Here is a 23,992-nt window from a genome sequence, read left to right as displayed (position 1 = left end):
GCTAATGATCAACGAAAAAATTGTAAGAGAGAACTTAAAAAAAGTCATAGAGCAAAAAAGCGGTAAAGATGTGATCGCTCTTGGCATAATATCCTCAATTATTATTAAAGGTCAAGATGTTGGTTTTGTGCTTGAAGTTGCCGGTAACACGCAAGCAAATGAAGAATTAAGAAGAAATTGTGAGCAAGCTGTTAAAGCTATACCGGGGGTGACAAAAGTGACCGTGGTTGCTACTTGTCAAAAAAAAACTGGGCAACAAAAAGCTAAATTACATATCGAAGGAGTGAAAAATATAATCGTTGTGGCCTCTGGTAAAGGCGGTGTGGGCAAGTCCACAGTTGCGCTAAATCTTGCTCTCTCATTAGCAAAGTTAAAACACAAAGTTGCGCTGGTTGATGCAGATATATATGGTCCTTCAATTCCTAAAATGCTTGGCGCTGAAAAATTAAAGCCAGAAATACAGGATAGTAAAGCAATGCCTATAGAAAAGTATGGACTGCATACTATTTCAATTGGCTATTTTATCGATAAAGATCGTGCAGCAATATGGCGCGGACCTATGATTACAAAAGCACTTTATAATCTGCTAATGGGAACAAAATGGTCCGATATAGAGTATTTGATAGTTGATACACCACCTGGAACTGGCGATGTGCATTTAAGTCTTATGGAAAATTTTAACTTAACTGGGGCGATAATAGTTTCAACTCCACAGGAGCTCTCTTTAATCGATGCTCGCAAAATTTATGATATGTTTACAAAGCTCAGCGTACCGGTTATTGGCATTGTAGAAAATATGAGTTATTTCATTCAAAGCGGCTCAAAAATATACATATTTGGAAAAGACGGTGCAAAAAAAATGTCTGAGGAGCTGGGCATCAAACTTCTAGGCAGAGTTCCTCTAGATCCACAAATATGCCATGCTTCTGATTGCGGGAATCCTTTAATGTTAAGTGAGGATTTGGCAAAAATTTATAAAGATATTGCTTTGGAAACAGTAAAACATTGCATAGCTGTAAAATTCTAAAAAAAACACAGCTTTACGCAAAGAGACTTTAAGAATTCGTCTGTCCTCTTTACTATAAAATAGATATTCGTCTATCAAATATTATCTTCAACTTGAATATATTTAAAGATGTTTTGTGTATCATCTAAAAAGTTATTCTTTATATTAGTTAATTCCGATTGTTTTTGGGATAGATTATCCTTTATTGTTCTATCAAAACAATTAAGATCTCTGCACTTTAATTGAGAATCCATGTCTAATTCTCTTTTTATAGCTTCAACAGCATTTTCATGATACTTTTCATAATCTTCAAAACTCTTTAATATTTTGTCTTTTGCTTTATCTTGTAGCATTTTTAGCAAATCTTTAGCATGAGATTTTTCAATTTTTTGCTTCCAGTCATCATACGTATATTCTGAGTTACCATGTTTTGTATCTTGACACTCGCCTCCTACATTAAATATTTCTTCGTTGCAGATTTTATCACCCTGGTAAAAGTGATCGCTTATATTGATTTTATCATTAGTTAAAGTTTGTTTGATTGCTGCTTTGTTTTCTCCAAGTTCTTCTATGTACTTACTAATGCAATTTAACATTTTTGCTTTGCAATCTGTAGTCATAAACTAATACCTTTAATAAAATAAGATCTATCTTAGCATGAAGTAATTAACATTTTATTACAGAAGTTTACTTTTAGGTGTTCTCAAGATGATATAGCTAAAGTGGCTTAGGTTTACCGACAATTTGAAAAACCGTCATTCCGCTACTAGTTAGCGGAATCTATACCGCGCACAACTGTACGAACGTTGTAGTTTGGGCCACCAGTGGGCAGTGCCCAGACACTGGGATCCAGGAATTTTATTAAGTTGGTAAGCATAAAAGTAGCTGTTTTATGTTAAAATACAACATTTTGATGATTATGAAAAAGCTGGATCCCAGTGTCAAGCACTGGGATGACATCATAGAGGCACTGGAATAACATCATCCTTTTTTCTGAATTCCAGTGTCAGCTACTTTCATGACATCGTTTACTATGTGCCACATTGCAATGTTTGTACAGCTATGGAATGAATCGCGGTATGACGTAGGGAAACCTTTCTTGGGTTAGCTATAGGTCTTTGTCTATAAAGTTTGTTTAAACTATTTTCAAAACAGATAAAATATAATTTTACAATTAGCGTAAATAAAATGAATTATGATGTAATCATTTCAGGTGGTGGGTTACTTGGTCTTATTACTGCCATTGGCCTCAGTTGTGACTCTGTGTCTGTAGCTGTGATTGAAAAAAATAGTCTACCACGTGTAGTAGATGATAATCGAGCATTTGCTATTTCTCAAGGCTCGAAAAAAATATTGGAAAAGTTAGGGATTTGGCAGTTTGTGGAAAGTGAAGCTGAGCCAATACTTGATATATGCATATTAGATACGGTTACTGTGCATTACAATCATAAAATGGTTAGCGAAGAGCCAATGGGTTATGTTATCAACAATGCTACTATATGGAATGCAATCAACAATAATTTTCTAAATAAACTGAATATATACTCTCCACATTCCTATAAAACAATTGCTTGTGATTCAGGATATGTGGAAGTGATTCTTGATAATAACCAGGAATTAATATCATCGCTACTTATCTGTGCTGAAGGCAAAAACTCTAAATTACCAGAGTTATTTTCTATACCGACAGTGAAATTTGACTATAAACAAAGTAGCATAGTATTTAATGTAAAGCATGAACTGCATCACCAAAACTTAGCTGTGGAGCGTTTTTTCCCTGGCGGTCCATTTGCAATTCTACCGATGAAGGGTGGCTATACTTCTTCGATAGTTTGGACAGAAAAATCTGAAATTTCAAAAATGCTAATGGATCTGTCTGAAGAAGAATTTATTATAGAGCTTAAAAAAAGATTTGGTTCTTATTTAGGAGAGATAAAATTAGAGGGTGAAAGAAAACTTTATCCTTTAAGTTTTGTTTTCGCAAAAAAGTTATATAAGGGTAGAGTTTTGCTTATCGGCGATGCAGCACATTCAATTCATCCAGTTGCAGGTCAAGGGCTTAATCTTGGAATTAGAGATGTAGAAAGTATTATAAAGCACGTAGTTGCCGCAAAAGCATCTGGTATTGATGTTGGCAGTAGTTATTTATTAAAGAAAATTTCACGTAACAGATACTTTGATAATTTTACAATGGCGCTTGCAACTGATGGATTAAATAGGATGTTTTCCAACAGAATATTCTGCGCTAAAGCACTAAGAAATCTTGGCTTGATTGCAGTTGAAAATTCAAATTTCCTCAAAAAACGCTTCATTCGGCATGCTATGGGATTTATATAAATCACTATTTTATAGCTAATGCAAGTCAGGTTTCCCACGGCATACCGCCGCGGTATCTTGGCCGCTAACACGTAGCGGGATGACGAATGTATCTGTTTAGCAGTTGTGTTAAAAGTCAATAGAAAAATTGATGTAGCTGTGGATAAGTACTTTTATCTGTATAAACGTGCTTATCCACAGCTATACTGGCTCTTAGATAGAAACAGACAGAGAGTTATATTCCTCAGTAAAAACCCTGTCATCTCTAACTAAAGAGTTAGCAAGAATAAGCAATTTCCTCATGGCAGCAGTGGAAGCAATTTTATATGGCTTTTTATATTGACTATATAATCTAGTAAAGAAAGGTTTGATATAGGAATTAGGGGGGGAGGGGGGGATGTATGGTCCCAGAGTGTGATGGTATGATAAAATATGAGAAAACAATACCATCAAAGGAGGAATTATGGGACAAATATTACATGGGTGCGCCAAAACAACAGAGACAATTCGTAGAGCAATACAAAATAGTAAAGAGAGCATAGCAAAACTCTCCAGGTACTATAACCTTAATCCAAAAACTATCATTAAATGGAGAAAACGGTCTTTTGCCAAAGACGCTGATATGGGTCCGAAGCATGCAAGATCAACTGTTTTAACTTTAGAAGAGGAGGCTGTAATTGTTGCATTTCGTAAGCATACTCTATTGCCATTAGATGATTGTCTCTACGCTTTGCAAACCTCAATCCCACACTTGACTCGCTCTAGTCTACATCGTTGCTTACAGAGGCACAGCATTAGCAGACTACCAGATGTTGATGGCGAAGTTAAACCAAAAAAGAAATTCAAACAATATCCTATAGGCTATTTCCATATTGATATTGCAGAATTCAGAACAGAAGAAGGAAAGTTATATTTGTTTGTTGCAATAGATAGAACATCCAAATTTACGTATGTTGAGTTGCATAAAAGTGCTACAAAACCTATAGCTGCTGAGTTTCTACGTAATTTGATTAAAATTTTACCATATAAAATCCACACTATTTTGACAGATAACAGTGTACAATTTACCAACCAAAAACGCCATAAATACGCTTTTCAACATATATTTGATAGAGCTTGTGAAGAAAATGACATTGAACACCGTCTAACAAAAGTTAGCCATCCTTGGACAAATGGGCAAGTTGAGCGTATGAACAAAACTTTAAAGAATGCCACTGTTAAGAAGTATTACTATCAGTCTCACCAGCAACTCAAAGAGCATCTTTATGACTTTGTTATGGCCTACAATTATGCTAAAAGACTCAAAACTCTTAAGGGTCTTACACCTTTTGAGTTTATATCTTTACAGTGGACAAAATCTCCTGAATTGTTCATACTAAATCCACACCATCACACTCTGGGACCATACACTTCCTGTGTTTCGTAATATTATACAATCAAATTGATAAAAGCTGTATTATCTCCTTGCAGCATTAAGTGTATGTTTTTTGCTATTTTTTCCACTAAGGGAGTAACATTATAAAAATTTGAAAATTTTGATAACACATAATCTGCTAAGCTTCTTTGATCTTCAGGTCTACCCACTCCAAATCTCAAGCGCCAATAATCGTTGCCAATAAAACTATCTATGGATTTAAGTCCATTATGTCCAGCAGAACTACCACCTTTCTTTACTTTTATTCTTCCAAGTTCCAAATCAGCGTCATCGTGTATGACAACGATATTATCTAGCGATAATTTGTAAAAGTTTTGTATTTTTGCAACAGGGATGCCTGAATTATTCATAAATGAATAAGGCTTTATTAACATAATTTTATTATCATTAATTATGCCAGAGGTTATCAGATAATCGGCTTTTTTAGAGAACGAATGGAAATTCCAATATTTGCAAATTGTATCAACTACGATGAAGCCGATATTATGATGAGTTAACTCATATTGACTACCAGGGTTACCAAGCCCAACTATCAGGTGCACTATTCCTCTGTTTCTGCTTGAGGTTCTTCAACGTCACTATCGGCAGCAGAAATTGTAACAATGGTAAAATTTTCTTCTTCATGAGCTACAAACTTAACACCTTCTGGTAATTTTACATCATTGATATGTATAGATTGGCCAATCATTTTACCGGATAAATCAACTTCAATAACCTGAGGTATTTTATCAGGAGAGCATTTAACAGCAATAGAACGACACAAAACATTAAGCACTCCACCTAATTTGATTCCTGGAGCTTTACTTTCATTCACAAATGATAGAGGTATGTCTATTTTAATTTCACTGCCTTTATCAACAAACTGAAAATCAACATGTTGCACAGTATCCTTTACTACATGCAATTGGATATCGCGAACAAGAGCATATTCCTTTTTGCCCGAAATATTCAGCTCTATCAAATGTGCAGAAAGAGAGCCTGACTTATATTGCTTTGTGAATTCCTTTGCAGACAATGTCAAATTTACATTATCATGGCCCTTTCCATATATGATTCCAGGGATGTTTCCTTTCTTCCTTAGAGAATGCATCGCTTTTGTTTTTGTTATATCACGTAACTCTGCATTAATTGTTACTATTTCCTGTTGCGTCATCGGTTACTCCTATTCAGCTAATCCTTTTAATATAATTTAACAATAATATAACATAAAAATATTTATTTCAAACTTCATTCTTTCATACTAATTGTTTGTGAAAGGATTTATTTAGATATATATTTAAGCTTATTTAACAAGAACTATGGGCATTGACGATAAAGTAGTTTTTAGGATTTATAAACCAACAAGAACTGCAACACAATCTGGTTTAGGTAATACAAATTTCTGGCACCTAAAAATTGAATCTGGCTCTTACTACATTGAACCTTTGATGGGGTGGGTTGGCTCAAAAGATCCAAAAAAACAGATTGTATTAAAGTTTGATTCTCTTGAAAAAGCAGTATTCTACGCAAAAAAACGCAACGTTAAATACATAATTGAAATGCCAAAAAATGTTAAGAGGCTGCCAAAATCTTACGCAAGCAATTTCATACTAAAGTAAGTTGCACAACAAATGGTGTTATGCAAGTAGCTGACACTGCTCTCCTTTGTCATCCCAGTGCCCAGACACTGGGATCCAGGAATTTTATTAAGTTGGTAAGCATAAAAATAGCTGTTTTACGTTAAAATACAATGTTTTTGATGATTATGGAAAGGCTGGACCCAGTGTCAAGCACTGGGATGACACCATTTGTTGTAAACTCACTTTTACTCTATGGTTATACTACCTTGCCGCTATCCTGAACGGATACAAAGTAAGTTTTATTGTGATGTGCTCATCTGTAAAAAATAAGACTTAATCTCACTGTTGATCATGGATTTTAAGTTGTGCTAGCACACTGCGGCCATTTAGAGAGTCAAGATTTTTAACCTGGCTAGCCAGTATTAAAGAGTTATTTTTCAGGTATTTCTTTACAAGGCTTGCAAGTCTTTTTGGATTATTCAAATAGCTCCATTCTGCTTGTAAAACTTTCATATCACTTTGTACTAAATTAATTTCACTTTTTATTTTTATTAGCTCTCTATTTAACGACTGAACATGTAATTTTACCTTAAATAGTCCTACAATGCTAAGAAAAAACATAACTATTGAGATGATGCAGAAAGTTCTCACGACAACCTCTGTATAGCTCTTAGTTTTGCTGAGCGTGAACGCGGATTTGCACTTACTTCTTCTATACTTGCTTCGATCACTTTTTTATTTAGCAGAGAGAATGTCTTGCAATCAGTAGCACATAAATCTTTAAAAAAAGTTTTGACTATACGATCTTCTAAGGAATGAAAGGTGACGACAATTAATTTGCCATTCTCACTTAAAATCTCAGATGCAGCTTTAATACCCTTTTCAAGTTCTTCCAGCTCATCGTTTACCCATATTCTGATTGCCTGAAATGTTCTGGTTGCAGGATCAATTTTGCTTTTTCCACGAAATACCACGGAACGTACAATATCCGCAAGCTCAAATGTAGTTTTGATAGTTTTCTTCTTCCGTGCATTTATTATTGCTCTTGCAATTTTGCGAGAATGACGTTCGCCTCCGTAGTTATATATAGTATTTGCGATTTCTTCTTCGCGTAAAGCGTTAACAAACGTTGAAGCGTTTATATAAGAAGAGTTATCCATGCTCATATCGAGTGGACCATCATGTAAAAATGAGAACCCTCTATCTCCGTTATCAAGCTGCATAGATGAAACTCCGATGTCAAAGACCACTCCATCCACTCCGTTTGATGTCATTCCAGCGCGTGACCAGTTATTTTTTCCAGTATCAAGTACTGGGATGACAGGAGATGGCTCAACGCTGCTTAGTATACTTTTAATATTACTAAACTTCTCAATGAATAGTTTTATTCTATCGGGATATCTAACGCTTAAATCATCATAAAACTTAGTTACCGTTTCATCTCTATCAATTGCATATACCTTGCAATCAGCTGACTCCAATATTGCTTTGCTATACCCTCCAGCTCCAAATGTGGCGTCCACGTATATGCCACCATCCTGCGGTGATAGTAGTGACAGCATCTCTTTTAACAAAACTGGAGTGTGTGTCATATCAAAAAATTTAAGTACAGTTGGTGTAGATATCCTACTCTACTCTTCACATCAATTTTATTTATGTACATAGATTTTCTTGCCAAAATATGGTATCTTATCGGAATATATGAGCAATAATATTAAAATCAAGGTTTAATATTGTTAATATAATATTCACATAACGTTCACATTTTTTTTTATATATAAGATCAAACAGGCTATAGGGAAATTATGCAGCAAATAACAAAAGTAATATTTTCAAGTTTGATTTGTAACACTTTATTGTGGTATGACCACATGCTTTTTGGCCACTTAATAAACATAATAGGTGGTGTATTTTTTCCATCGGATGATCAACTAACCAGCGTATTGAAGGCTTTTGGAGTGTTTGCAGTGGGTTTCTTAATGAGACCAGTCGGTGCTGCTATATTTGGTCACATTGGTGATAAACATGGCAGAAGAGTTGCCTTATTGCTCTCGATTATATTAATGACTTTATCAACCGTATTAATTGCTTTTGTTCCAGGTTATCAAAGCATTGGAATACTAGCATCAATTCTGGTAGTTTGTTTAAGGCTATTGCAGGGTATATCCCTTGGAGGAGAAGCAGGAAATGCACCATTTTTAATAGAACATGCTCCTAAAAACAAAAAAGGATTTTTTGGCAGCATTGAAGTATTAAGCGCAATTTTTGGTTCAGTATTAAGCCTGATAGCGGTACTCATATGCAAAAAAGTATCTGATTTTGAATCTTGGGGGTGGAGATTACCTTTCATTTTCAGTTTAGCAATGGGATTAATTAGCATATATGTGAGATATATACTTGATGAAAGCCCAGAGTATAAAAGACAAAAAAATCCGTCTAAATTGCCACTAAAAGAGTTATTAAACAATTACAAAAAGCCTGTTCTAATATCAATAGGTATTGACTTGGTTGAAAATGCGTCTCTCTATATATATTTGGTATTTTTCAATGTGCTTACGAATAAAATATTAACAGTAAATACTCATTTTAATCATATAGTGGAAATACTGAGTCAAATTGCGCTCGGAGGATTGACAATATTGTTTGCAATACTTTCTGATAAGGTAGGAAGAGAAAAAGTTATGAAATTTGCATTTATAGCTTTTGTAATAGTGAGTTATCCAGTTTTTTCAATGTTATGTAGTGGCAATTACTTGCTGGCACACATTCTTTTTATAATTCCAATAGCTGCATCGCTTGGTCCTGTCAGTGCACTTATGTGCGAATTATTTCCAACAAAGGTTCGGTACAGTGGATTTGGTTTATCAAGAAATATAGCTGCTGGATTTTTTGGCGGCCTTGCACCATTTATATGCACAACAATTATCAAGGTTACAGGACAAGAGACTTCAGCTAGTTTTTACATGATTTTCTGTGCATTAATTGGGCTAGTTGCTATATCGCAAATTAAGGGTGAGCTTTCTTCAAAATTACCCAAAGTAAACCAAGTATAGTTGCAGTATAGCAGAATTTAAAAAAATCTAATTATAAGGTGGGAAATGCCAATTCTTAGGTGATAATGTGAATATTTCAGCACCATCCTTTGTTACTCCAAGTGTATGCTCAAATTGAGCAGAAAGTGAAAGATCGCGTGTTGTTACTGTCCAGTCATCGAGTTTACTGAGCAGAGTCTCATGTTTTCCAGCATTAATCATTGGCTCTATTGTAAAAAACATACCTTCCTTTAAGACAAGATCTTCATCTTGATCATAGAAATGCGCTACATTTGGTGGAGCATGAAAGACTTTTCCTATACCATGTCCGCAGTAGCTGCGTACGATAGAATATCCAAAATCTCTAATATATTTCTCTATAGCAAGCCCTATTTCATTTAACTTATTGCCGGGCTTAACTTGTTTGATTGCTTCCATCAACGCATTATAAGTAGCGTCACATAAACGTTTTGCTTTTATTGATGGCTTGCCAACCCAAAACATGCGACTTGTATCACCATGCCAGCCATTTAAAATCACCGTAACGTCAATATTCAAAATATCCCCATCTTTAAGCGGTGTATCATCAGGAACACCATGGCACACAACGGCATTTTTTGAGGTGCAGATTGATTTTGGATACCCCCTATAATTTAGTGGTGCTGGAATTGCACCTGCATTAATTATAAAGTCATGGCATAGATCATTTAATTCATTAGTTGTCACCCCTACCTTTACGTACGGTGCAATGAAATCAAGAGTTTCAGCAGCAAGCCTGCCAGCCTTGCGCATAAATTCAAAATCTTCTTGTGAGTGTATAGTTATGTTCATATTTTCCATGTCTTATTGTAATTGGTACGTTTACTCGCAAGCACATAAACATAATAATTTTACATATTATAAAAATAAGTCCTATGGATCCTAGTGTCAAGTCATTTGTATGAAAGGTGGTAAAACAGAAATCTAGACTGTAACTTTTGATTTAACCCAATTATACAATTTACTCATTTTACCATCCTGACCTAAAATACCAGAATTATTTTTATAAAAAGTGTCAACTATTAGCTTTATAGAGCCTATAGCAGCAGAAAATACAGGATTTTTATCATATTCGCCATCAAGACCGCTACAAGACTCAGGGCACCCAATTCGAACTTGCTTATTGAATATATAGCCTGCAATTTCCTTCATGCTTGTGAGTTGACTAGTTCCACCTGTGATCACTACTTTATTAATTGGATCTTTCTGCTCTTGAAATTGCTCTCTTACCATTTCAAGTATTTCTTCAACTCTTGGTCTTATGATGTTAATAAGCTCAGATTTGAATACTTGAGTAGGTTCATCATTTTCGTTGTTTTGCATTGTAATGTACTCATTCTCATCTATTGAAGTTACGATAGTGCTGCCATACAGTATTTTTATATACTCTGCACGTTCTATGCTTGTGCATAGCCCGTAAGCAATATCTCGAGTGATATGAACACCACCAATTGGAACGCTGCTTGCATACACAAGTTTCCCTCTTTTGAAAATTCCAATTGCAGTGCACCCACCGCCTATATCAACAATAGCAGTCCCGAGCTCTTTTTCATCTCCACTCAGACAGGCAAGACCTGCAGAATATGCAGAAGCAATACAACCTGCCATATTTAATCCACCATTATTGGTAATACAGTTTTCAATATTGGTAAGCGCTGGACGCGAAGCAGTGACAACATTAACATCAGCAGATAGTCTTTTTCCGTACAATCCACCAACTTCTTTTATGTCAGTCATGTCATCTAAGTGATATTTTAGTGGTATATTGTGAATGATAACATTGTCTTCAATATATTTCTCAAATGTTTGAAAAACTACACGTCTTATATCACGCTCAGAAATCTCATGGTTAGCTGCAATAATTTCATTATGTACATTGAAAGATGAGATGCCACATCCAGCAATGTTCACATATATCTGATCTATGGTTTCTTCTGATACTTGTTCAGCTAAACCTATAGTTGATGAGATGGAGTAATTTGCGTGTTTTACATTAGTTATTGATCCACCGTTTACACCTTCTGCAATCTTATAACCCGTTCCTGTTACTTTATAGCTGAAGTTGCCATTTATCTTAACGATTAGACAAATAATCTTTGTTGTACCTATGTCTAAAACAGCAAAAACATTTCTCTTTGGTTTTGCTATTACTGCAGAGTACATTAGTTAACCTTATTACGCAATTTCATTTAAATTGTAGCTTCCTTTAATAATTTATATTTCTATTATAGATATAGCAACATTTTAATATACACTAAATTCTGGACAAAAGGAAAAGCAAAACATAGAATTATAATTTTTATGTCCATATTACCAATTGTAATTGCCCCTGATGAAAGACTAATCACACGTGCCAGTGAAGTAACAGATATAAACGATAAAATTAAAGAATTAGTAAACGACATGTTCGAAACTATGTATGATGCAGAAGGTCTTGGCCTTGCTGCAGTGCAAGTTGGAGTGTTAAAGAGAATTTTTGTTATGGATATTCAGCTAGAAACGATTGAAAATGAGCCAGCAGGATATGGCTCAACTGGCAAATTTTACATGATTAATCCTGAGATTACAGAATTATCCGATGAACAAGTAATTCTCAAGGAAGGATGCCTTTCAATTCCAGAGCAAAGTCATGAAATTAAGCGTCCAAAGTATCTAACTGTAAAATATAAAGACTTAGATAATGAAGAACAAACACTAAAAGCTAGTGGTTGGCTTGCAAGGTGTATTCAGCATGAATTAGATCACTTAAACGGCATATTATATATTAGACATTTATCTAAATTAAAGTATGATATGGCCATGAAAAAAGCACAAAAGGTTAAAAAGCATTATGAGCAATAAAGACCTAGAATTATTAAAATTTTACCATGAAGTGGGCGTTGATTGCACACTAACAGAGGGTGAAGAGGAAAAAAAATTGGAGAGCAAAGAGAGTGTACAACCCTCTGTTATCCAAACTGGGACCAAGAAGAAAGATGCAGATACGCGCTGGGGTGACACTAAAGATGGAAAAGACATGTTTCCAAGTGACTGGATAATCGAAGCAAGGAAACTTGCAAGCAAATGTAATAGTGTGGATGAACTAAGAAGTGCAGTTGAATCATTTGAAGGTTGTGAGATAAAAAAAACTGCAACTAATACTGTCTTTTCCGATGGTAATCCAAACGCAAAAGTTATGCTCGTTGGTGAAGCTCCAGGAGCAAATGAAGACCTTCAAGGCATACCATTTTGTGGTGCAAGTGGAATGTTGCTCGATAAAATGTTAAATGCAATCAATCTTGATCGCACTAAGGTATACATAAGCAATACTGTATTTTGGCGTCCACCTGGCAATAGAAAGCCAACCGACCTAGAGCTTGATATGTGCAGACCATTTGTCGAAAAACACGTTGCACTAGCTTCACCACAAATTTTAATTTTGGTCGGGGGAATCGCATGTTATAGCCTTCTTGACAGCACAAAAACTATATCGAATTTGCGTGGTAGATTTCATACGTACACTAACCAATATTTGTCCAATTCAATCACCACAGCCGCTATATTTCATCCAGCTTACCTACTTCGCCAACCGGCACAAAAACGTTTAGCCTGGGAGGACTTGAAGAAGATTAGGGAGTATCTTGATAACACCAATAACTGCACAAATACCTAATAAAGTGGTAGACCTCTTGCATAGTTTTTTGCAGCATGTTAACAATCGTTAGAAACGAAAAAACTTCCTTGACAAACTCCGCCAGCCCCCTTATCATAAAATTGAAGCTATTGTATTTGCTTTCGCCAATCTGCAGATTAAAAGGTAAGGATTACTTAATGTATCGGCGTCTTATGTTCAATTTTTTGCAGTATATAGATACTGTATGTCTTTACAAAACTTCATCTACATCTAGATTTTTATCTAAATAAGCTGAACGCGCTTATAAAGCGTTACAAGACATCAAAAAATGCCAATACTCGACAGAGATAGTAAAAGACTAGCTAACTCGGGGATTCTTTGTCTTTTTTTCTGCTTAGTAAATTTCTTAAACATTTGCAGCGTAAGTTAGTTGCAATTAAAAGCAGCTTAATCTTGCTTGTCAAGCGTTTAAAACATAAAAAACGCCAATATTTTAAAGCGGATAATAACCCCAGGGCTTCTTTTGCCTTTTTTTTCGTTTGGTAAATTTCTTAATGTTTATAGCTAAACGACAATCGTCATCCCGCAGCGGGATCTATGCTTTGAGATACCGCGAATAAATCGCGGTATGACGTAGAGCTCGCGTTAGCTACACTTTTATGCTTACCAACTCAGTATCCAATCAAAATCCTGGATTTCAGTGTCAAGCACTGAAATAACACCGAAAGGGCTACTGCTGTCTTGGATGGAAACCAGTGTCAGCTACTTGAATCTGCCACGCAAATTGCCTGCAAATTGCAATGTTCGTACAGCTGTGCGTCATGCGCTGGAATGGCATCAAGGGGTAACTTTTTATTTAAACAATGATTGTAAAATGATTATAATAAGAGATCTATTGAAATTTTAAAGTTATTAAATATTGACGCTATATACTTAAGTGTTAAAATAGAATGAAAAGTTTTTAGGAGTTTATATGGCAGCAGGTGGGAAAGCAAAGACAGCTAGTAAAAATAACCCTACTCAGCGTAAGAAAGCTGAGCAAAAAATGTATAAAGATAAACCGGTAAAACCTGTTAGATATATAGATCGTGATTCGCGCATGAATTATATGTCTGCTCAATATGACAACGGCAATCTGGTTGAAGATGAGGTAAGCGGCAATCCTATAAAGTGGGAAGCTGTATAATAGTTGTGGTTAAAGTTACTATTAATTCTAAGGAATGTGAAGTAGAGCATGGGCTCACTATAATTCAAGCTTGTGAAGTCGTGGGCGTTGAAATTCCACGTTTTTGTTATCATGAGCGTTTAGCAATTGCTGGTAATTGCAGAATGTGTTTGGTTGAAGTGGAGGGTGGACCTCCAAAACCAGTAGCCTCTTGTGCAATGCCAGTTGCAGAAGGGATGGTTATTCACACTGATACCCCTAAGGTTAAAAAAGCACGTGAAGGTGTGCTTGAGTTTTTGCTAATTAACCACCCGCTTGATTGCCCAATTTGCGATCAGGGTGGTGAATGCGATTTGCAAGATATCACGATGGCTTATGGGAAAGGAACCAGCAGACTTGATGAGCATAAGAGGGCTGTGCCAAAAAAACACTTCGGACCACTGATTGAGACCGCGATGAATCGATGCATTCATTGCACTCGGTGTGTTAGATTTTTGTCTGATGTTGCAGGTACAAATGAACTTGGAGGAATCGGGAGGGGAGAAAATGTAGAGATTAGCACTTACATAAAAAGGCATATTAGTTCTGAATTATCCGGAAATATCATAGATCTCTGCCCGGTAGGAGCTTTAACTTCAAAGCCTTACTCCTTTACAGCGCGTCCATGGGAGCTATCACATTGTGAGACTATAGATGTGCTAGATGCTGTGGGTAGCGCAATTAGAGTTGATTATCGTGGCCCGGAGGTTATGAGGATATTACCAAGGCTGAGCGAAGAGGTAAATGAAGAATGGATATCAGATAAAACCCGCTTTGCCTATGATGGACTAAAAGTTCAGCGTCTTGATCGACCTTATATAAAAAAAGATGGTAAATTAGCCCCAGTTGATTGGAATGAGGCATTAACTGTTGCTGCAAAGAAATTAAAGAATACAAAATCAAATAAAATAGCTGCAATTGCAGGTGATTTAGCAGATTGTGAGTCTATGCTTCTACTTAAAGAAATGATGCAGAAGCTCGGCTCGGGAAATATAGATTGCAGGCAGGATGGTGCAAAACTTATACCAAATAATCGTGGATCGTATGTGTTCAATACCACTATTGAAGGTATAGAGAATGCGGATTTGTGTCTGCTTATAAATACAAACCCAAGGATAGAAGCACCGATCATTAACGTAAGATTGAGAAAGAGATATTTACAGGGCAACTTTCCTGTTGCAAGTGTTGGTCCTAACATTGAATATTTGTATCATGTTGAGAAATTGGGCGATAATCCTGATATTTTGAGTGAAATAGCAAATGGAAATCATAAGTTCTGTAAGCTGCTGAGTGCTGCTCAGAGCCCTATGCTGATTATCGGTCAAGATGCATTAGTAAGAGACGATTCTGAATCAATTCTAATTCTAGCTGGCAAAATTGCAGAAGAATTTAACATGGTCAGAGATGACTGGAATGGCTTTAATGTGCTGCATAAAGCTGCAGCAAGAGTTGGTGGGCTAGATATTGGGTTTGTTCCTAAAAAAGGCGAAAGGGATATTAATCAAATATTGGAACATGCAGAAAGTGGTAAAATAGAAGTTGTTTATCTTCTTGGTGCAGATGAAATTGACACATCAAAGTTAGAAAACACATTTGTAATTTATCAAGGTCATCACGGTGATAAGGGTGCACATGTGGCAGATGTTATCTTGCCTGGTGCTGCATATACAGAAAAATATGCAACTTATGTAAACACTGAAGGTCGAGTGCAAAGAACAAATTTAGCTGTATTTCCTCCAGGTGAAGCAAAGGAGGACTGGTTAATTATTAAAAATCTCTCGCAATATTTGGATCTCTCCTTACCATATGATAGTTTATTTGACGTGAGAAAAAAATTAGATACTATCGGTCCACAGTTTAGAAATGCTGATCAAGTGATAAAAAACACATGGGTGCCAATTAGCAATGGTAAAATAAATTTAAGTGATACACCTTTTACTTTAAAGGAGTGTAATTTTTATATGACGGATTCAATAAGTCGCGCTTCAAAAATAATGGCAGATTGTACTAAAGCTTTTTATGAACACACTAGTTAATATTTTATTTATTTTAGTACCGCTACTACTTTCAGTTGCATATTTGACATACTTTGAGCGTAAGGTCCTTGCTGCAATTCAACTAAGGCACGGCCCGAGTGTAGTTGGACCTTTTGGGCTATTGCAGCCATTTGCAGATGCTATTAAGCTACTGATTAAAGAGCCGATAATACCATTTAGAGCGAGCACCATACTGTTCATTATGGCTCCAATGCTTACCTTTATCTTGGCATTAATTGCCTGGGCAGTTATACCGTTTGGTGCTGAAGTAATTGTAGAAAATGGCCAGCAAGTAATTATTCCTAAGGTTATAGCAAATATTAATGTTGGAGTGCTTTACGTGCTAGCTATATCGTCGCTGGGAGTATACGGCGTGATTATTGCAGGCTGGTCAAGCAACTCCAATTATGCATTCCTTGGCGCTATACGGTCGGCTGCTCAGATGATTTCATATGAAGTTTCAATAGGCTTAATAGTTGCTGCAGTCGTTATTACCACTGGAACATTAAATCTTGGAGAGATGGTGGTAGCGAAACACAATATGCCATTTTGGGTTGATTTGCTACTAATGCCTATAGGAATAATATTTTTTATTTCTTTGCTTGCAGAAACTAATCGTCACCCATTTGATTTACCAGAAGCTGAAGCAGAGCTTGTCTCTGGATATAACGTTGAATATTCATCCATGCCTTTTGCCCTCTTTTTTCTTGGAGAATATGCAAATATGATTCTAGCAAGTGCTATGATGACGATATTCTTTCTAGGAGGATGGTATCCGCCGCTGGAGTTCAGTTTACTTTACAAAATTCCAGGTTTAATTTGGTTCGTTTTGAAAATAGTTATACTTTTGTTTATATTTATTTGGATTAGAGCAACAATACCTCGTTATCGATATGATCAGCTAATGCGCCTTGGTTGGAAAGTATTTCTACCAATATCGGTGCTTTGGGTGATACTCATTTCAGGGGTGTTGCTCTTTACTGGGAACTTGCCTGGATCCAATGTTTAATTTTCCAAATACAAGATTAAGACGCAGGCGCTCGAGCAAATGGGTTCGCAATTTAACAAGTGAAAATAGTTTATCAGTAAATGATCTGGTTCTTCCTCTGTTTGTTCATGACAGAGAAGAAACAACTGAACCAATTTCTGGCTTACCAGGCGTAAAATGTTATTCAATAGATGGATTAGTGTCTATAGTTAAGGAAGCTAAAGATTTAGGAATTAATGCTGTTGCAATTTTTCCTGTAGTTGATAGTAAACTAAAATCTGAAAACGCTGAAGAAGCATATAATTCTGACAACTTAATCTGCAGAGCAATTTGTGCTGTAAAATTAAAGGTACCTGAAATTGGTATTATTGCAGACGTTGCACTGGATCCATACACTATTCATGGCCATGACGGCATTTTAAAAGATAATCAGATGGATGTAGAAAACGATGAAACTATATCAGTACTGTGTAAGCAAGCACTTGCTTTAGCGAAGGCAGGATGTGATATAGTTGCTCCTTCTGATATGATGGATGGTAGAGTAGGAAGAATCAGAAAATCATTAGATGATAACAACTTTCAAGACGTATTAATATTATCTTATGCAGTGAAATACTGCTCTAGCTTCTATGCTCCATTCAGGCAAGTCGTTGGTTCATGTGGGCTATCACATTCTATAGACAAAAGTGGTTATCAAATGGATTATAAAAATGCGCACGAAGCAATGTGCGAAATTGAAATGGATATAAATGAAGGTGCAGATTTTATTATGATTAAACCAGGTATGCCATATTTAGATATTATCAAAACAGCAAGTGATAAGTTTAATTTTCCGATTTTTGCTTACCAAGTAAGCGGTGAGTACGCAATGATAAAAGCTGCTGCAAATAATGGCTGGCTAGATTATGACAAGGTGATTTATGAATCTTTGATTGGTTTCAAACGTGCGGGTGCAAGTGCAATATTCACTTACGCTGCACTTGATATTGCAAAAAATTTAAGTGCATAAGCCCTATAAAATTATTAAATCTTTGGCGCACGTTCTTCTACTGTTGCTGCATATTACTTAAAGTTTTCCAATACATATTTTAAGTTGTTGATAAGTCCGTTACAATACAGTATTATAAATAATATAAACCAAGTGTTACTTAGAACATGGGGATTTTTTTTAAATTTTTGGGAAAGATGCTAGGCAAGGTTTTTCCTGCTAAAACAGTAAGCTCTCTTTTAGGAATAGGATATTTACCAAGTTGGCAGAACTATTGGTCTTCTTTTTTAATATTATTTATTGTCGATGTTATATTAATTCTTACATATGGAGGCGAATACTTACTATATAAAATGCCAGACTCAGGAATAGTTGTAGCTGCTGTTTTTACAAAATTGGCAATAGTTATGTTAGTAATGCAATTAATTGGAATATTTATTTTTCATGCTCAAGACCCTTCAGCAAACAGTGGTGAAAAAATAGTAATACAAATAGCGTCAGGGCAAGTACTGACTGTAGCACTTTCAATGCCGGCAATGATGTCGATTTATTATGCTGTAAGTAAACTCTATGGGAATATATGTAAGCAGATGTTTCAATGCCCATTTTGGTTTAATGATTTTATGCACTTTTTCTTTTTTCTTATGATACCTTACGTATTTTTTAATGTCGTAGAAGTGATAAAACCATGGCCAATAAGTTCAATACAGCTCAGCTATAATAATGCAATGTCAATTACATTTGAGGGGATTTTTCACACATTTTATGCGGTGATTTTACTGTATTTAACAGCATTTATATTCTGCGATTTAACTATGCATGATGCAATTGTCCTAAATAAAAGCATAATTCAGTATGTGAGGGAAAGTTCAGCAGTTTTAGGTGATTATTTACATGATACTGTTAAAAAAATAGGTATTGAATAGTACTTATTTATTTATATATTTAGTATAAAAAGTGTACAATTTGTGTGAACTTACAAAGTATAATAAAAGAGTTACAAGATTTTTGGGCTAGTGAAGGATGTGTTATACTTCACCCATACACATCTGAAGTTGGTGCTGGCACATTACATCCTGCAACAATTATGTCTGCAATTGATACAAAACCGGCAAAAATTGCATATCTACAACCAGTAATTAGGCCAGCAGATGGACGCTATAGTGATAATCCTAATCGTTTGTATCAACATCACCAATATCAAGTTATAATAAAGCCATCTGGTAATAATTTACAAGACGTCTATTTAGATAGCTTAAAAGTTCTTGGCATATCTACAGAAAAATATGATATTAAGTTTGTTGAAGATGATTGGGAAAATCCGAGCGTTGGTGCATCAGGACTTGGATGGGAAGTTACATGCAATGGAATGGAAGTAACACAGCTTACTTATATACAGCAAGTTGGAGGGATTGACTGCAAGATGATTCCTGGTGAGGTGGCATATGGGTTGGAACGTTTAGCAATGTGCATACAAGGTGTAGATAATGTTTATGATATAATTTGGAACGATAACGGTGTAACTTACGGAGATATTTTTAAACAAAGAGAATATGAATTTTCTTATCTAGCGTTAGATTATTATGATACTAAAGTGGTACAGCAGCAATTCGAAGATACGGAAAAATTGTGTAAGTTCCTTATTGAAAAGGAGCTACCAATGGCAGCCTATGACCAATGTATTAAAACTAGTCACCTACTTAATCTGCTTGATGCAAGAGGTGTGCTTGGTGTGAATGAACGTACAGCTTATATTGGTAAAGTTAGAGAGCTAACAAAAAAATGTTGTGAATTGTACATGAGTAAATAGCGTATGTCGTTGCAGTTATTATTTGAGTGCCTTTCAGAAGAAATACCACCGAGAATGCAGAATGTAGTTGCAACTCAAGTTAAAAGCTGTATTGCCAATGTTTTTAACAAAAATAATGTAAAATTTACATCAATGGAGGTTTTTATAACGGCACGTCGCATTACCCTATTTGTCGACAACATAAATGCTTTGGAGCTAAAGGATTCCAATAACGAAGTTAAGGGACCAAACATTAACGCACCAAAAAGTGCTATCGAAGGTTTTTTAAGAAAATATCAGAAAAATGAAGAAGATTTGCTCGTTCGAAAAGTAAATAATGAGGATTTTTACTTCATTAAAAGAGAAAGCTGCTCATTTAACATCAGAGAATTCCTCAAAAATCAACTGGAGGAAATGCTCAAAAACTTTTCTTGGTTGAAGAGCATGAGATGGGGCGAAGGAAAAGAAAGGTGGGTTAGGCCAATCAAAAACATTTTATGCATTTTAAATGACGAAATAATACCTGTGTCTTTTGCAGGGATCACAGCATCTAACACAACATATGGCCATCGATTTCTCTCAAGTGGTACAGCGTTAACTGTTAAAGCACCTAAAGACTATTTTGAATTGCTAGAAAAAAACAGTGTAATTCTCCAAATGGACAAAAGAAAGCAATTTATACTAGATCAGATTAATAAATTCACAAAAGAGCAGAATTTACAACTTGAGAAAAATGATTATTTACTAAATGAATTGACAGGGCTTATAGAGTGGCCAATCGTACTGTTTGGTGAAGTGAATCAAGAAAAGTCATTTGGATTACCGAAGGAAGTAATACTTAGTATAGTTAATACACAACAAAAATACCTTGCTTTAAGTAATGGAAAGAGAATTTCACACTTTGTCACTGTTGTCAACGTCAACAATGGTGAAGTTGTTAAAGGGCACGAAAGAATATTAGAAGCACGTCTTGCTGATGCCCAATTTTTAATATCTCAAGATAAAAAGGAAAATCTAGATTATTATGTCAAAAAATTAGGTTCGATATTATTTCATGCTTCACTTGGCAGCGTGGGGGAAAAGGTGAAGCGTATTACGGCTCTGTCAAAGTATATAGCTATATTTATTCCACATGCTTCGCTGATAAAAGTTGAATGTGCTGCATATTTGGCAAAAGCTGATTTGGCAACATCGATAGTCAGAGAGTTTCCAGAATTACAAGGAGTAATGGGTGGATATTATGCTTCTTATTTTCAAGAAGATAAAGAAGTAGTGGAAGCTATAACTGAGCATTATAAGCCAATCGGGCCAGAGCAGGAGTGTCCTAAATCTCCTTCTGCAATTGCTGTGTCAATTGCAGACAAAGTGGATAGCTTAGTTGGTTTAATTGCAGCAGGTGAGAAAATCTCTGGTTCGTATGATCAATTTGGTTTGCGGAGAATGACAATTGGTATAATTAGGACAATACTTGAAAATAATTTGCATGTTCCAATTAGGCTAATGATAGACAAGTCAGTATCTTTATATTCAAGGCTTCTATTTAATAAAAATACAGCGTCAGTTGATAAGCCGAATAGAAAACAAATTTCAGAACTAGTATTTAGATTTTGCTTAGAAAGATTCAAGGTTATTTTAAAAAATAGAGATATAAGGCAAGATGTTGTAGATTCAATACTATATAAAATCGATATTAATGATCTGCTGACAGCAGAAAAGCGAACTGTTATATTGGATCGTTATCTTAGTACTCCAGAAGGTGAACAAATTCTAAGCACTTACAAAAGAGTCAGTAACATGATGAGCAAAGCAAGGAAAAGTGATGGCACTACTTATAGTGCATCTTACGGTAAGAGGTTTTTGATTGAAAGTGAAGAAATTGCGCTATCAAATTGTGCTATAACTGCTTGTAAAAACATAAAACAAGCGATAAAAAATAACCACTTTAATGTAGCACTTGATGAACTTGCTAGTTTTGCTCCGTTTATCAATAAGTTTATGGACAGTATAAAGATTAACTGTGATTCTGATAAGCTGAGAAGAAACAGATTATCTTTGCTTGAAAATGTAGTTTCCATCTTTCATTTAGTAGCAGATTTTAACCTCATACAGGTTAAACAATGGATAAATGCTCAGGCAATATAAAGAACAAATCAAATCATCTCCACAATCCTGTGGCGTGTATAAGATGGTTGGAGATAAGAATAAAGTTTTATATGTTGGAAAAGCAAAAAACTTAAAGTCAAGGTTATCCGACTACCTTCAATTCGAAAACCTTTCTGAACGAATTAGAGTTATGCTCTTACAGGTTATTAAGGTTGAAATATTCATCACTGAGAATGAAATCGAAGCACTGCTTCTTGAAGCACAGCTAATAAAATCATTGAAACCACTTTATAATATTGTGCTCAAGGATGGAAAATTTTATCCTTATATAACAATTTCCAAGCACGATTATCCAAGAATAGCAAAATATAGAGGCAAATTTAAGAAAAATGAGTTTCATTATTATGGTCCCTTTACATCTGCCGCTGCTGTTAAGCAAACTATATTGTCATTGCAAAAAGCTTTTCTCCTAAGAGTATGTTCAGATCAATACTTTTCCTCAACAAAAAGACCATGTATTGAATATCAAATTAAGCGCTGCTCAGCACCATGCATAAACAAAATCACAAAAGACGACTACTGCCAATCAGTAAAACAGGCACGAAATACATTGCTTGGAAGAAATAAGGAAGTGAAAGAACAGTTACTTTTCACAATGAGAAAGTGCAGCAGTGAAGAAAACTATGAGCTTGCTGCTATATATAGAGATCGGGTAAAGTTTCTTGAGCAAATTCAAATACAGCACACGGATTTTTCTTTTGAAAAAGATGCAGATTTCTTCAGTATTGTACGTGAAGAGGATCTAGCATGTATTAGTGTGTTATCGTTTAGAAATAAAGACAACTACGGCAGCACTCCTTACTTTGCCGAGAACTGTGGTGATCACTCAAATGATGAAATTTTATCCACCTTTTTGGTCAATTTTTATAATTCAGCTAACATACCTCCAATACAAATTTACGTTCCAGATTCTATTGTGGATAAGGAAATTATAGAACAAGCACTATATAAGGTTGCTCAAAAGCCAGTAAAAGTTCTGCATGCAAAGAATAAAAAAGAGCGTGATTTATTGAAATTTGTTTATGATAACTCTCAGCATAGCTTAGAGCAGAAGCTTATCGATTATAGAAATAACCTAGAAAAGCTTGAGGAGCTTAGCAAAATCTTCTTGTTACCAAACATTCCAAAGCGTATCGAGGTTTATGATAATAGCCATATTTCTGGAAGCCAGCAAATTGGTGTGATGATTGTTGCAGGGCAGGAGGGTTTTTTAAAGAGTGAGTACAGAAAATTTACTATAAAGGAAAAATTTTCAGGCGATGACTATAAAATGATGAGGGAAGTGCTAACCAGACGTTTCTCCGGCAATATAAAAGGCATAATACCTGATTTTTTACTGATTGATGGTGGACCAGGACATGTTTCCATAGTACAGAATGTACTGGAAGTATTGAATATAAACGTTCCTTTTGCTTGTATGGCAAAAGGTCCTGATCGTAACGCAGGAAATGAAAGATTTTATATGCTGGGCAGGGAAGAATTCAGTCTGGCAAATGACAGCAAAGTCATGCTTTACTTACAATCGCTGCGTAATGAAGCCCACCGTTTTGCGATAACTTCACATAGAAAAAAACGCGATAAACAGTTTATAGTTTCACAATTAAGCAAAATACCCGGCATTGGCAACAAAAGAAAAAAAGCGTTGATGTCTTATTTTGGTTCAGTGAAAAATATAAGCAGAGCTTCTCTGGCTGAAATTCAAAACGTACCTGGAATTAGTAAAGGTTTAGCAGAAGTCATTCTTAAATACGTGAATTATAAGAGAGGAGTACTGGAATGACACAAAACCCGTTTTATTATTAGGGAATTTATATCTTAAAACCG

23 protein-coding genes are annotated in these 23,992 nt (G+C 35.4%); 16 read left to right on the top strand and 7 right to left on the bottom strand.

Annotated features, from left to right (window positions below; translation table 11 throughout):
- Window positions 1-4: 4 nt before the first annotated feature.
- Complete coding sequence (locus tag L0Z58_RS00860) at window positions 5-1,027, top strand: Mrp/NBP35 family ATP-binding protein (protein WP_010962417.1); 1,023 nt, start codon at window positions 5-7, stop codon at window positions 1,025-1,027.
- Between the two features lie 74 nt (window positions 1,028-1,101).
- On the opposite strand, the gene L0Z58_RS00855 is transcribed toward L0Z58_RS00860, so the two are convergent.
- Window positions 1,102-1,626 carry a hypothetical protein gene (locus L0Z58_RS00855; RefSeq protein ID WP_010962416.1) on the bottom strand — a complete coding sequence of 175 codons (525 nt, stop codon included), beginning with the start codon at window positions 1,624-1,626 and terminating at the stop codon, window positions 1,102-1,104.
- A 568-nt stretch (window positions 1,627-2,194) separates the two neighbouring features.
- Between L0Z58_RS00855 and ubiH the strand changes: the two genes are divergently transcribed.
- Together ubiH and L0Z58_RS00845 are read left to right on the top strand one after the other, a co-directional pair.
- Complete coding sequence (gene ubiH, locus L0Z58_RS00850) at window positions 2,195-3,343, top strand: 2-octaprenyl-6-methoxyphenyl hydroxylase (RefSeq protein WP_010962415.1); 1,149 nt, start codon at window positions 2,195-2,197, stop codon at window positions 3,341-3,343.
- A 442-nt stretch (window positions 3,344-3,785) separates the two neighbouring features.
- A complete protein-coding gene (locus L0Z58_RS00845; protein ID WP_010962414.1) occupies window positions 3,786-4,748 on the top strand; it encodes an IS481-like element ISWpi4 family transposase in 963 nt (320 codons plus the stop codon).
- 2 nt (window positions 4,749-4,750) lie between these two features.
- On the opposite strand, the gene pth is transcribed toward L0Z58_RS00845, so the two are convergent.
- Both pth and L0Z58_RS00835 read right to left on the bottom strand, forming a co-directional pair.
- Window positions 4,751-5,299, bottom strand: coding sequence for an aminoacyl-tRNA hydrolase (gene pth, locus L0Z58_RS00840; RefSeq protein WP_010962413.1), 549 nt, complete (start codon window positions 5,297-5,299; stop codon window positions 4,751-4,753).
- The gene (locus L0Z58_RS00835; protein ID WP_010962412.1) at window positions 5,299-5,910 is read right to left on the bottom strand and encodes a 50S ribosomal protein L25/general stress protein Ctc; all 612 of its coding nucleotides are present in this window, start codon (window positions 5,908-5,910) and stop codon (window positions 5,299-5,301) included. The genes pth and L0Z58_RS00835 overlap by 1 nt, the downstream gene beginning before the upstream one ends.
- A 145-nt stretch (window positions 5,911-6,055) precedes the next feature.
- On the opposite strand from L0Z58_RS00835, the gene L0Z58_RS00830 reads away from it, so the two are divergent.
- Window positions 6,056-6,355, top strand: a complete 300-nt coding sequence (locus L0Z58_RS00830; RefSeq protein ID WP_010962411.1) for an NADH dehydrogenase ubiquinone Fe-S protein 4 — start codon at window positions 6,056-6,058, stop codon at window positions 6,353-6,355.
- Window positions 6,356-6,655: 300 nt separating this feature from the next.
- Here L0Z58_RS00830 and ftsL read toward each other — a convergent pair whose 3' ends face one another.
- Together ftsL and rsmH are read right to left on the bottom strand one after the other, a co-directional pair.
- Window positions 6,656-6,967: a cell division protein FtsL gene (gene ftsL / locus L0Z58_RS00825; RefSeq protein ID WP_010962410.1), complete on the bottom strand. Its 312-nt coding sequence runs from the start codon at window positions 6,965-6,967 to the stop codon at window positions 6,656-6,658.
- A complete protein-coding gene (gene rsmH / locus L0Z58_RS00820; protein ID WP_010962409.1) occupies window positions 6,964-7,908 on the bottom strand; it encodes a 16S rRNA (cytosine(1402)-N(4))-methyltransferase RsmH in 945 nt (314 codons plus the stop codon). The genes ftsL and rsmH overlap by 4 nt, the downstream gene beginning before the upstream one ends.
- 213 nt (window positions 7,909-8,121) lie before the next feature.
- Between rsmH and L0Z58_RS00815 the strand changes: the two genes are divergently transcribed.
- Entirely contained in the window at window positions 8,122-9,369 is a 1,248-nt protein-coding gene (locus tag L0Z58_RS00815; protein WP_010962408.1) for an MFS transporter, read from the top strand.
- A 27-nt stretch (window positions 9,370-9,396) separates the two neighbouring features.
- On the opposite strand, the gene map is transcribed toward L0Z58_RS00815, so the two are convergent.
- Together map and ftsA are read right to left on the bottom strand one after the other, a co-directional pair.
- On the bottom strand, window positions 9,397-10,179 hold the full coding sequence (gene map / locus L0Z58_RS00810; protein WP_010962407.1) for a type I methionyl aminopeptidase: 783 nt from the start codon (window positions 10,177-10,179) through the stop codon (window positions 9,397-9,399).
- A 132-nt stretch (window positions 10,180-10,311) separates the two neighbouring features.
- Window positions 10,312-11,550 carry a cell division protein FtsA gene (gene ftsA / locus L0Z58_RS00805; protein WP_010962406.1) on the bottom strand — a complete coding sequence of 413 codons (1,239 nt, stop codon included), beginning with the start codon at window positions 11,548-11,550 and terminating at the stop codon, window positions 10,312-10,314.
- A gap of 138 nt (window positions 11,551-11,688) precedes the next feature.
- On the opposite strand from ftsA, the gene def reads away from it, so the two are divergent.
- From def to uvrC, 11 genes are all read left to right on the top strand, one after another.
- On the top strand, window positions 11,689-12,228 hold the full coding sequence (def, locus tag L0Z58_RS00800) for a peptide deformylase (protein WP_010962405.1): 540 nt from the start codon (window positions 11,689-11,691) through the stop codon (window positions 12,226-12,228).
- Window positions 12,218-13,039, top strand: coding sequence for a uracil-DNA glycosylase (locus L0Z58_RS00795; RefSeq protein WP_010962404.1), 822 nt, complete (start codon window positions 12,218-12,220; stop codon window positions 13,037-13,039). Before def ends, L0Z58_RS00795 begins: the two co-directional genes overlap by 11 nt.
- Window positions 13,040-13,700: 661 nt before the next feature.
- Window positions 13,701-13,907 (top strand): hypothetical protein, encoded by a 207-nt coding sequence (locus L0Z58_RS00790; RefSeq protein ID WP_007548280.1) that lies wholly within the window; start codon window positions 13,701-13,703, stop codon window positions 13,905-13,907.
- Between the two features lie 66 nt (window positions 13,908-13,973).
- Window positions 13,974-14,186, top strand: a complete 213-nt coding sequence (locus L0Z58_RS00785; RefSeq protein WP_006279675.1) for a hypothetical protein — start codon at window positions 13,974-13,976, stop codon at window positions 14,184-14,186.
- Between the two features lie 5 nt (window positions 14,187-14,191).
- Window positions 14,192-16,240 (top strand): NADH-quinone oxidoreductase subunit NuoG, encoded by a 2,049-nt coding sequence (gene nuoG / locus L0Z58_RS00780; protein ID WP_010962403.1) that lies wholly within the window; start codon window positions 14,192-14,194, stop codon window positions 16,238-16,240.
- A complete protein-coding gene (gene nuoH, locus L0Z58_RS00775) occupies window positions 16,224-17,249 on the top strand; it encodes an NADH-quinone oxidoreductase subunit NuoH (RefSeq protein WP_010962402.1) in 1,026 nt (341 codons plus the stop codon). Before nuoG ends, nuoH begins: the two co-directional genes overlap by 17 nt.
- The gene (gene hemB, locus L0Z58_RS00770) at window positions 17,242-18,237 is read left to right on the top strand and encodes a porphobilinogen synthase (protein WP_010962401.1); all 996 of its coding nucleotides are present in this window, start codon (window positions 17,242-17,244) and stop codon (window positions 18,235-18,237) included. Before nuoH ends, hemB begins: the two co-directional genes overlap by 8 nt.
- A 146-nt stretch (window positions 18,238-18,383) precedes the next feature.
- Window positions 18,384-19,142, top strand: a complete 759-nt coding sequence (locus L0Z58_RS00765; RefSeq protein WP_022626214.1) for a hypothetical protein — start codon at window positions 18,384-18,386, stop codon at window positions 19,140-19,142.
- Window positions 19,143-19,186: 44 nt separating this feature from the next.
- Entirely contained in the window at window positions 19,187-20,026 is an 840-nt protein-coding gene (locus tag L0Z58_RS00760; protein ID WP_010082308.1) for a glycine--tRNA ligase subunit alpha, read from the top strand.
- Window positions 20,027-20,029: 3 nt separating this feature from the next.
- Window positions 20,030-22,147: a glycine--tRNA ligase subunit beta gene (gene glyS / locus L0Z58_RS00755; protein ID WP_010962399.1), complete on the top strand. Its 2,118-nt coding sequence runs from the start codon at window positions 20,030-20,032 to the stop codon at window positions 22,145-22,147.
- A complete protein-coding gene (gene uvrC / locus L0Z58_RS00750) occupies window positions 22,131-23,948 on the top strand; it encodes an excinuclease ABC subunit UvrC (protein WP_010962398.1) in 1,818 nt (605 codons plus the stop codon). Before glyS ends, uvrC begins: the two co-directional genes overlap by 17 nt.
- Window positions 23,949-23,992 lie beyond the last annotated feature (44 nt).

The sequence above is a fragment of the Wolbachia endosymbiont of Aedes aegypti genome, from assembly GCF_021496215.1.
GTDB lineage: Bacteria > Pseudomonadota > Alphaproteobacteria > Rickettsiales > Anaplasmataceae > Wolbachia > Wolbachia pipientis.
This window is presented reverse-complemented; position numbering and strand designations above follow the sequence as displayed.

What these genes read in the sequence shown, in the direction of transcription:
- L0Z58_RS00860 (WP_010962417.1), top strand. Translation starts at nt 5, where the DNA reads ATGATCAACGAAAAAATTGTAAGAGAGAACTTAAAAAAAGTCATAGAG.
- L0Z58_RS00855 (WP_010962416.1), bottom strand. Translation starts at nt 1,626, where the DNA reads ATGACTACAGATTGCAAAGCAAAAATGTTAAATTGCATTAGTAAGTAC.
- ubiH (WP_010962415.1), top strand. Translation starts at nt 2,195, where the DNA reads ATGAATTATGATGTAATCATTTCAGGTGGTGGGTTACTTGGTCTTATT.
- L0Z58_RS00845 (WP_010962414.1), top strand. Translation starts at nt 3,786, where the DNA reads ATGGGACAAATATTACATGGGTGCGCCAAAACAACAGAGACAATTCGT.
- L0Z58_RS00835 (WP_010962412.1), bottom strand. Translation starts at nt 5,910, where the DNA reads ATGACGCAACAGGAAATAGTAACAATTAATGCAGAGTTACGTGATATA.
- L0Z58_RS00830 (WP_010962411.1), top strand. Translation starts at nt 6,056, where the DNA reads ATGGGCATTGACGATAAAGTAGTTTTTAGGATTTATAAACCAACAAGA.
- rsmH (WP_010962409.1), bottom strand. Translation starts at nt 7,908, where the DNA reads ATGACACACACTCCAGTTTTGTTAAAAGAGATGCTGTCACTACTATCA.
- L0Z58_RS00815 (WP_010962408.1), top strand. Translation starts at nt 8,122, where the DNA reads ATGCAGCAAATAACAAAAGTAATATTTTCAAGTTTGATTTGTAACACT.
- map (WP_010962407.1), bottom strand. Translation starts at nt 10,179, where the DNA reads ATGAACATAACTATACACTCACAAGAAGATTTTGAATTTATGCGCAAG.
- ftsA (WP_010962406.1), bottom strand. Translation starts at nt 11,550, where the DNA reads ATGTACTCTGCAGTAATAGCAAAACCAAAGAGAAATGTTTTTGCTGTT.
- def (WP_010962405.1), top strand. Translation starts at nt 11,689, where the DNA reads ATGTCCATATTACCAATTGTAATTGCCCCTGATGAAAGACTAATCACA.
- L0Z58_RS00795 (WP_010962404.1), top strand. Translation starts at nt 12,218, where the DNA reads ATGAGCAATAAAGACCTAGAATTATTAAAATTTTACCATGAAGTGGGC.
- L0Z58_RS00785 (WP_006279675.1), top strand. Translation starts at nt 13,974, where the DNA reads ATGGCAGCAGGTGGGAAAGCAAAGACAGCTAGTAAAAATAACCCTACT.
- nuoH (WP_010962402.1), top strand. Translation starts at nt 16,224, where the DNA reads ATGAACACACTAGTTAATATTTTATTTATTTTAGTACCGCTACTACTT.
- hemB (WP_010962401.1), top strand. Translation starts at nt 17,242, where the DNA reads ATGTTTAATTTTCCAAATACAAGATTAAGACGCAGGCGCTCGAGCAAA.
- L0Z58_RS00765 (WP_022626214.1), top strand. Translation starts at nt 18,384, where the DNA reads ATGGGGATTTTTTTTAAATTTTTGGGAAAGATGCTAGGCAAGGTTTTT.
- glyS (WP_010962399.1), top strand. Translation starts at nt 20,030, where the DNA reads ATGTCGTTGCAGTTATTATTTGAGTGCCTTTCAGAAGAAATACCACCG.
- uvrC (WP_010962398.1), top strand. Translation starts at nt 22,131, where the DNA reads ATGCTCAGGCAATATAAAGAACAAATCAAATCATCTCCACAATCCTGT.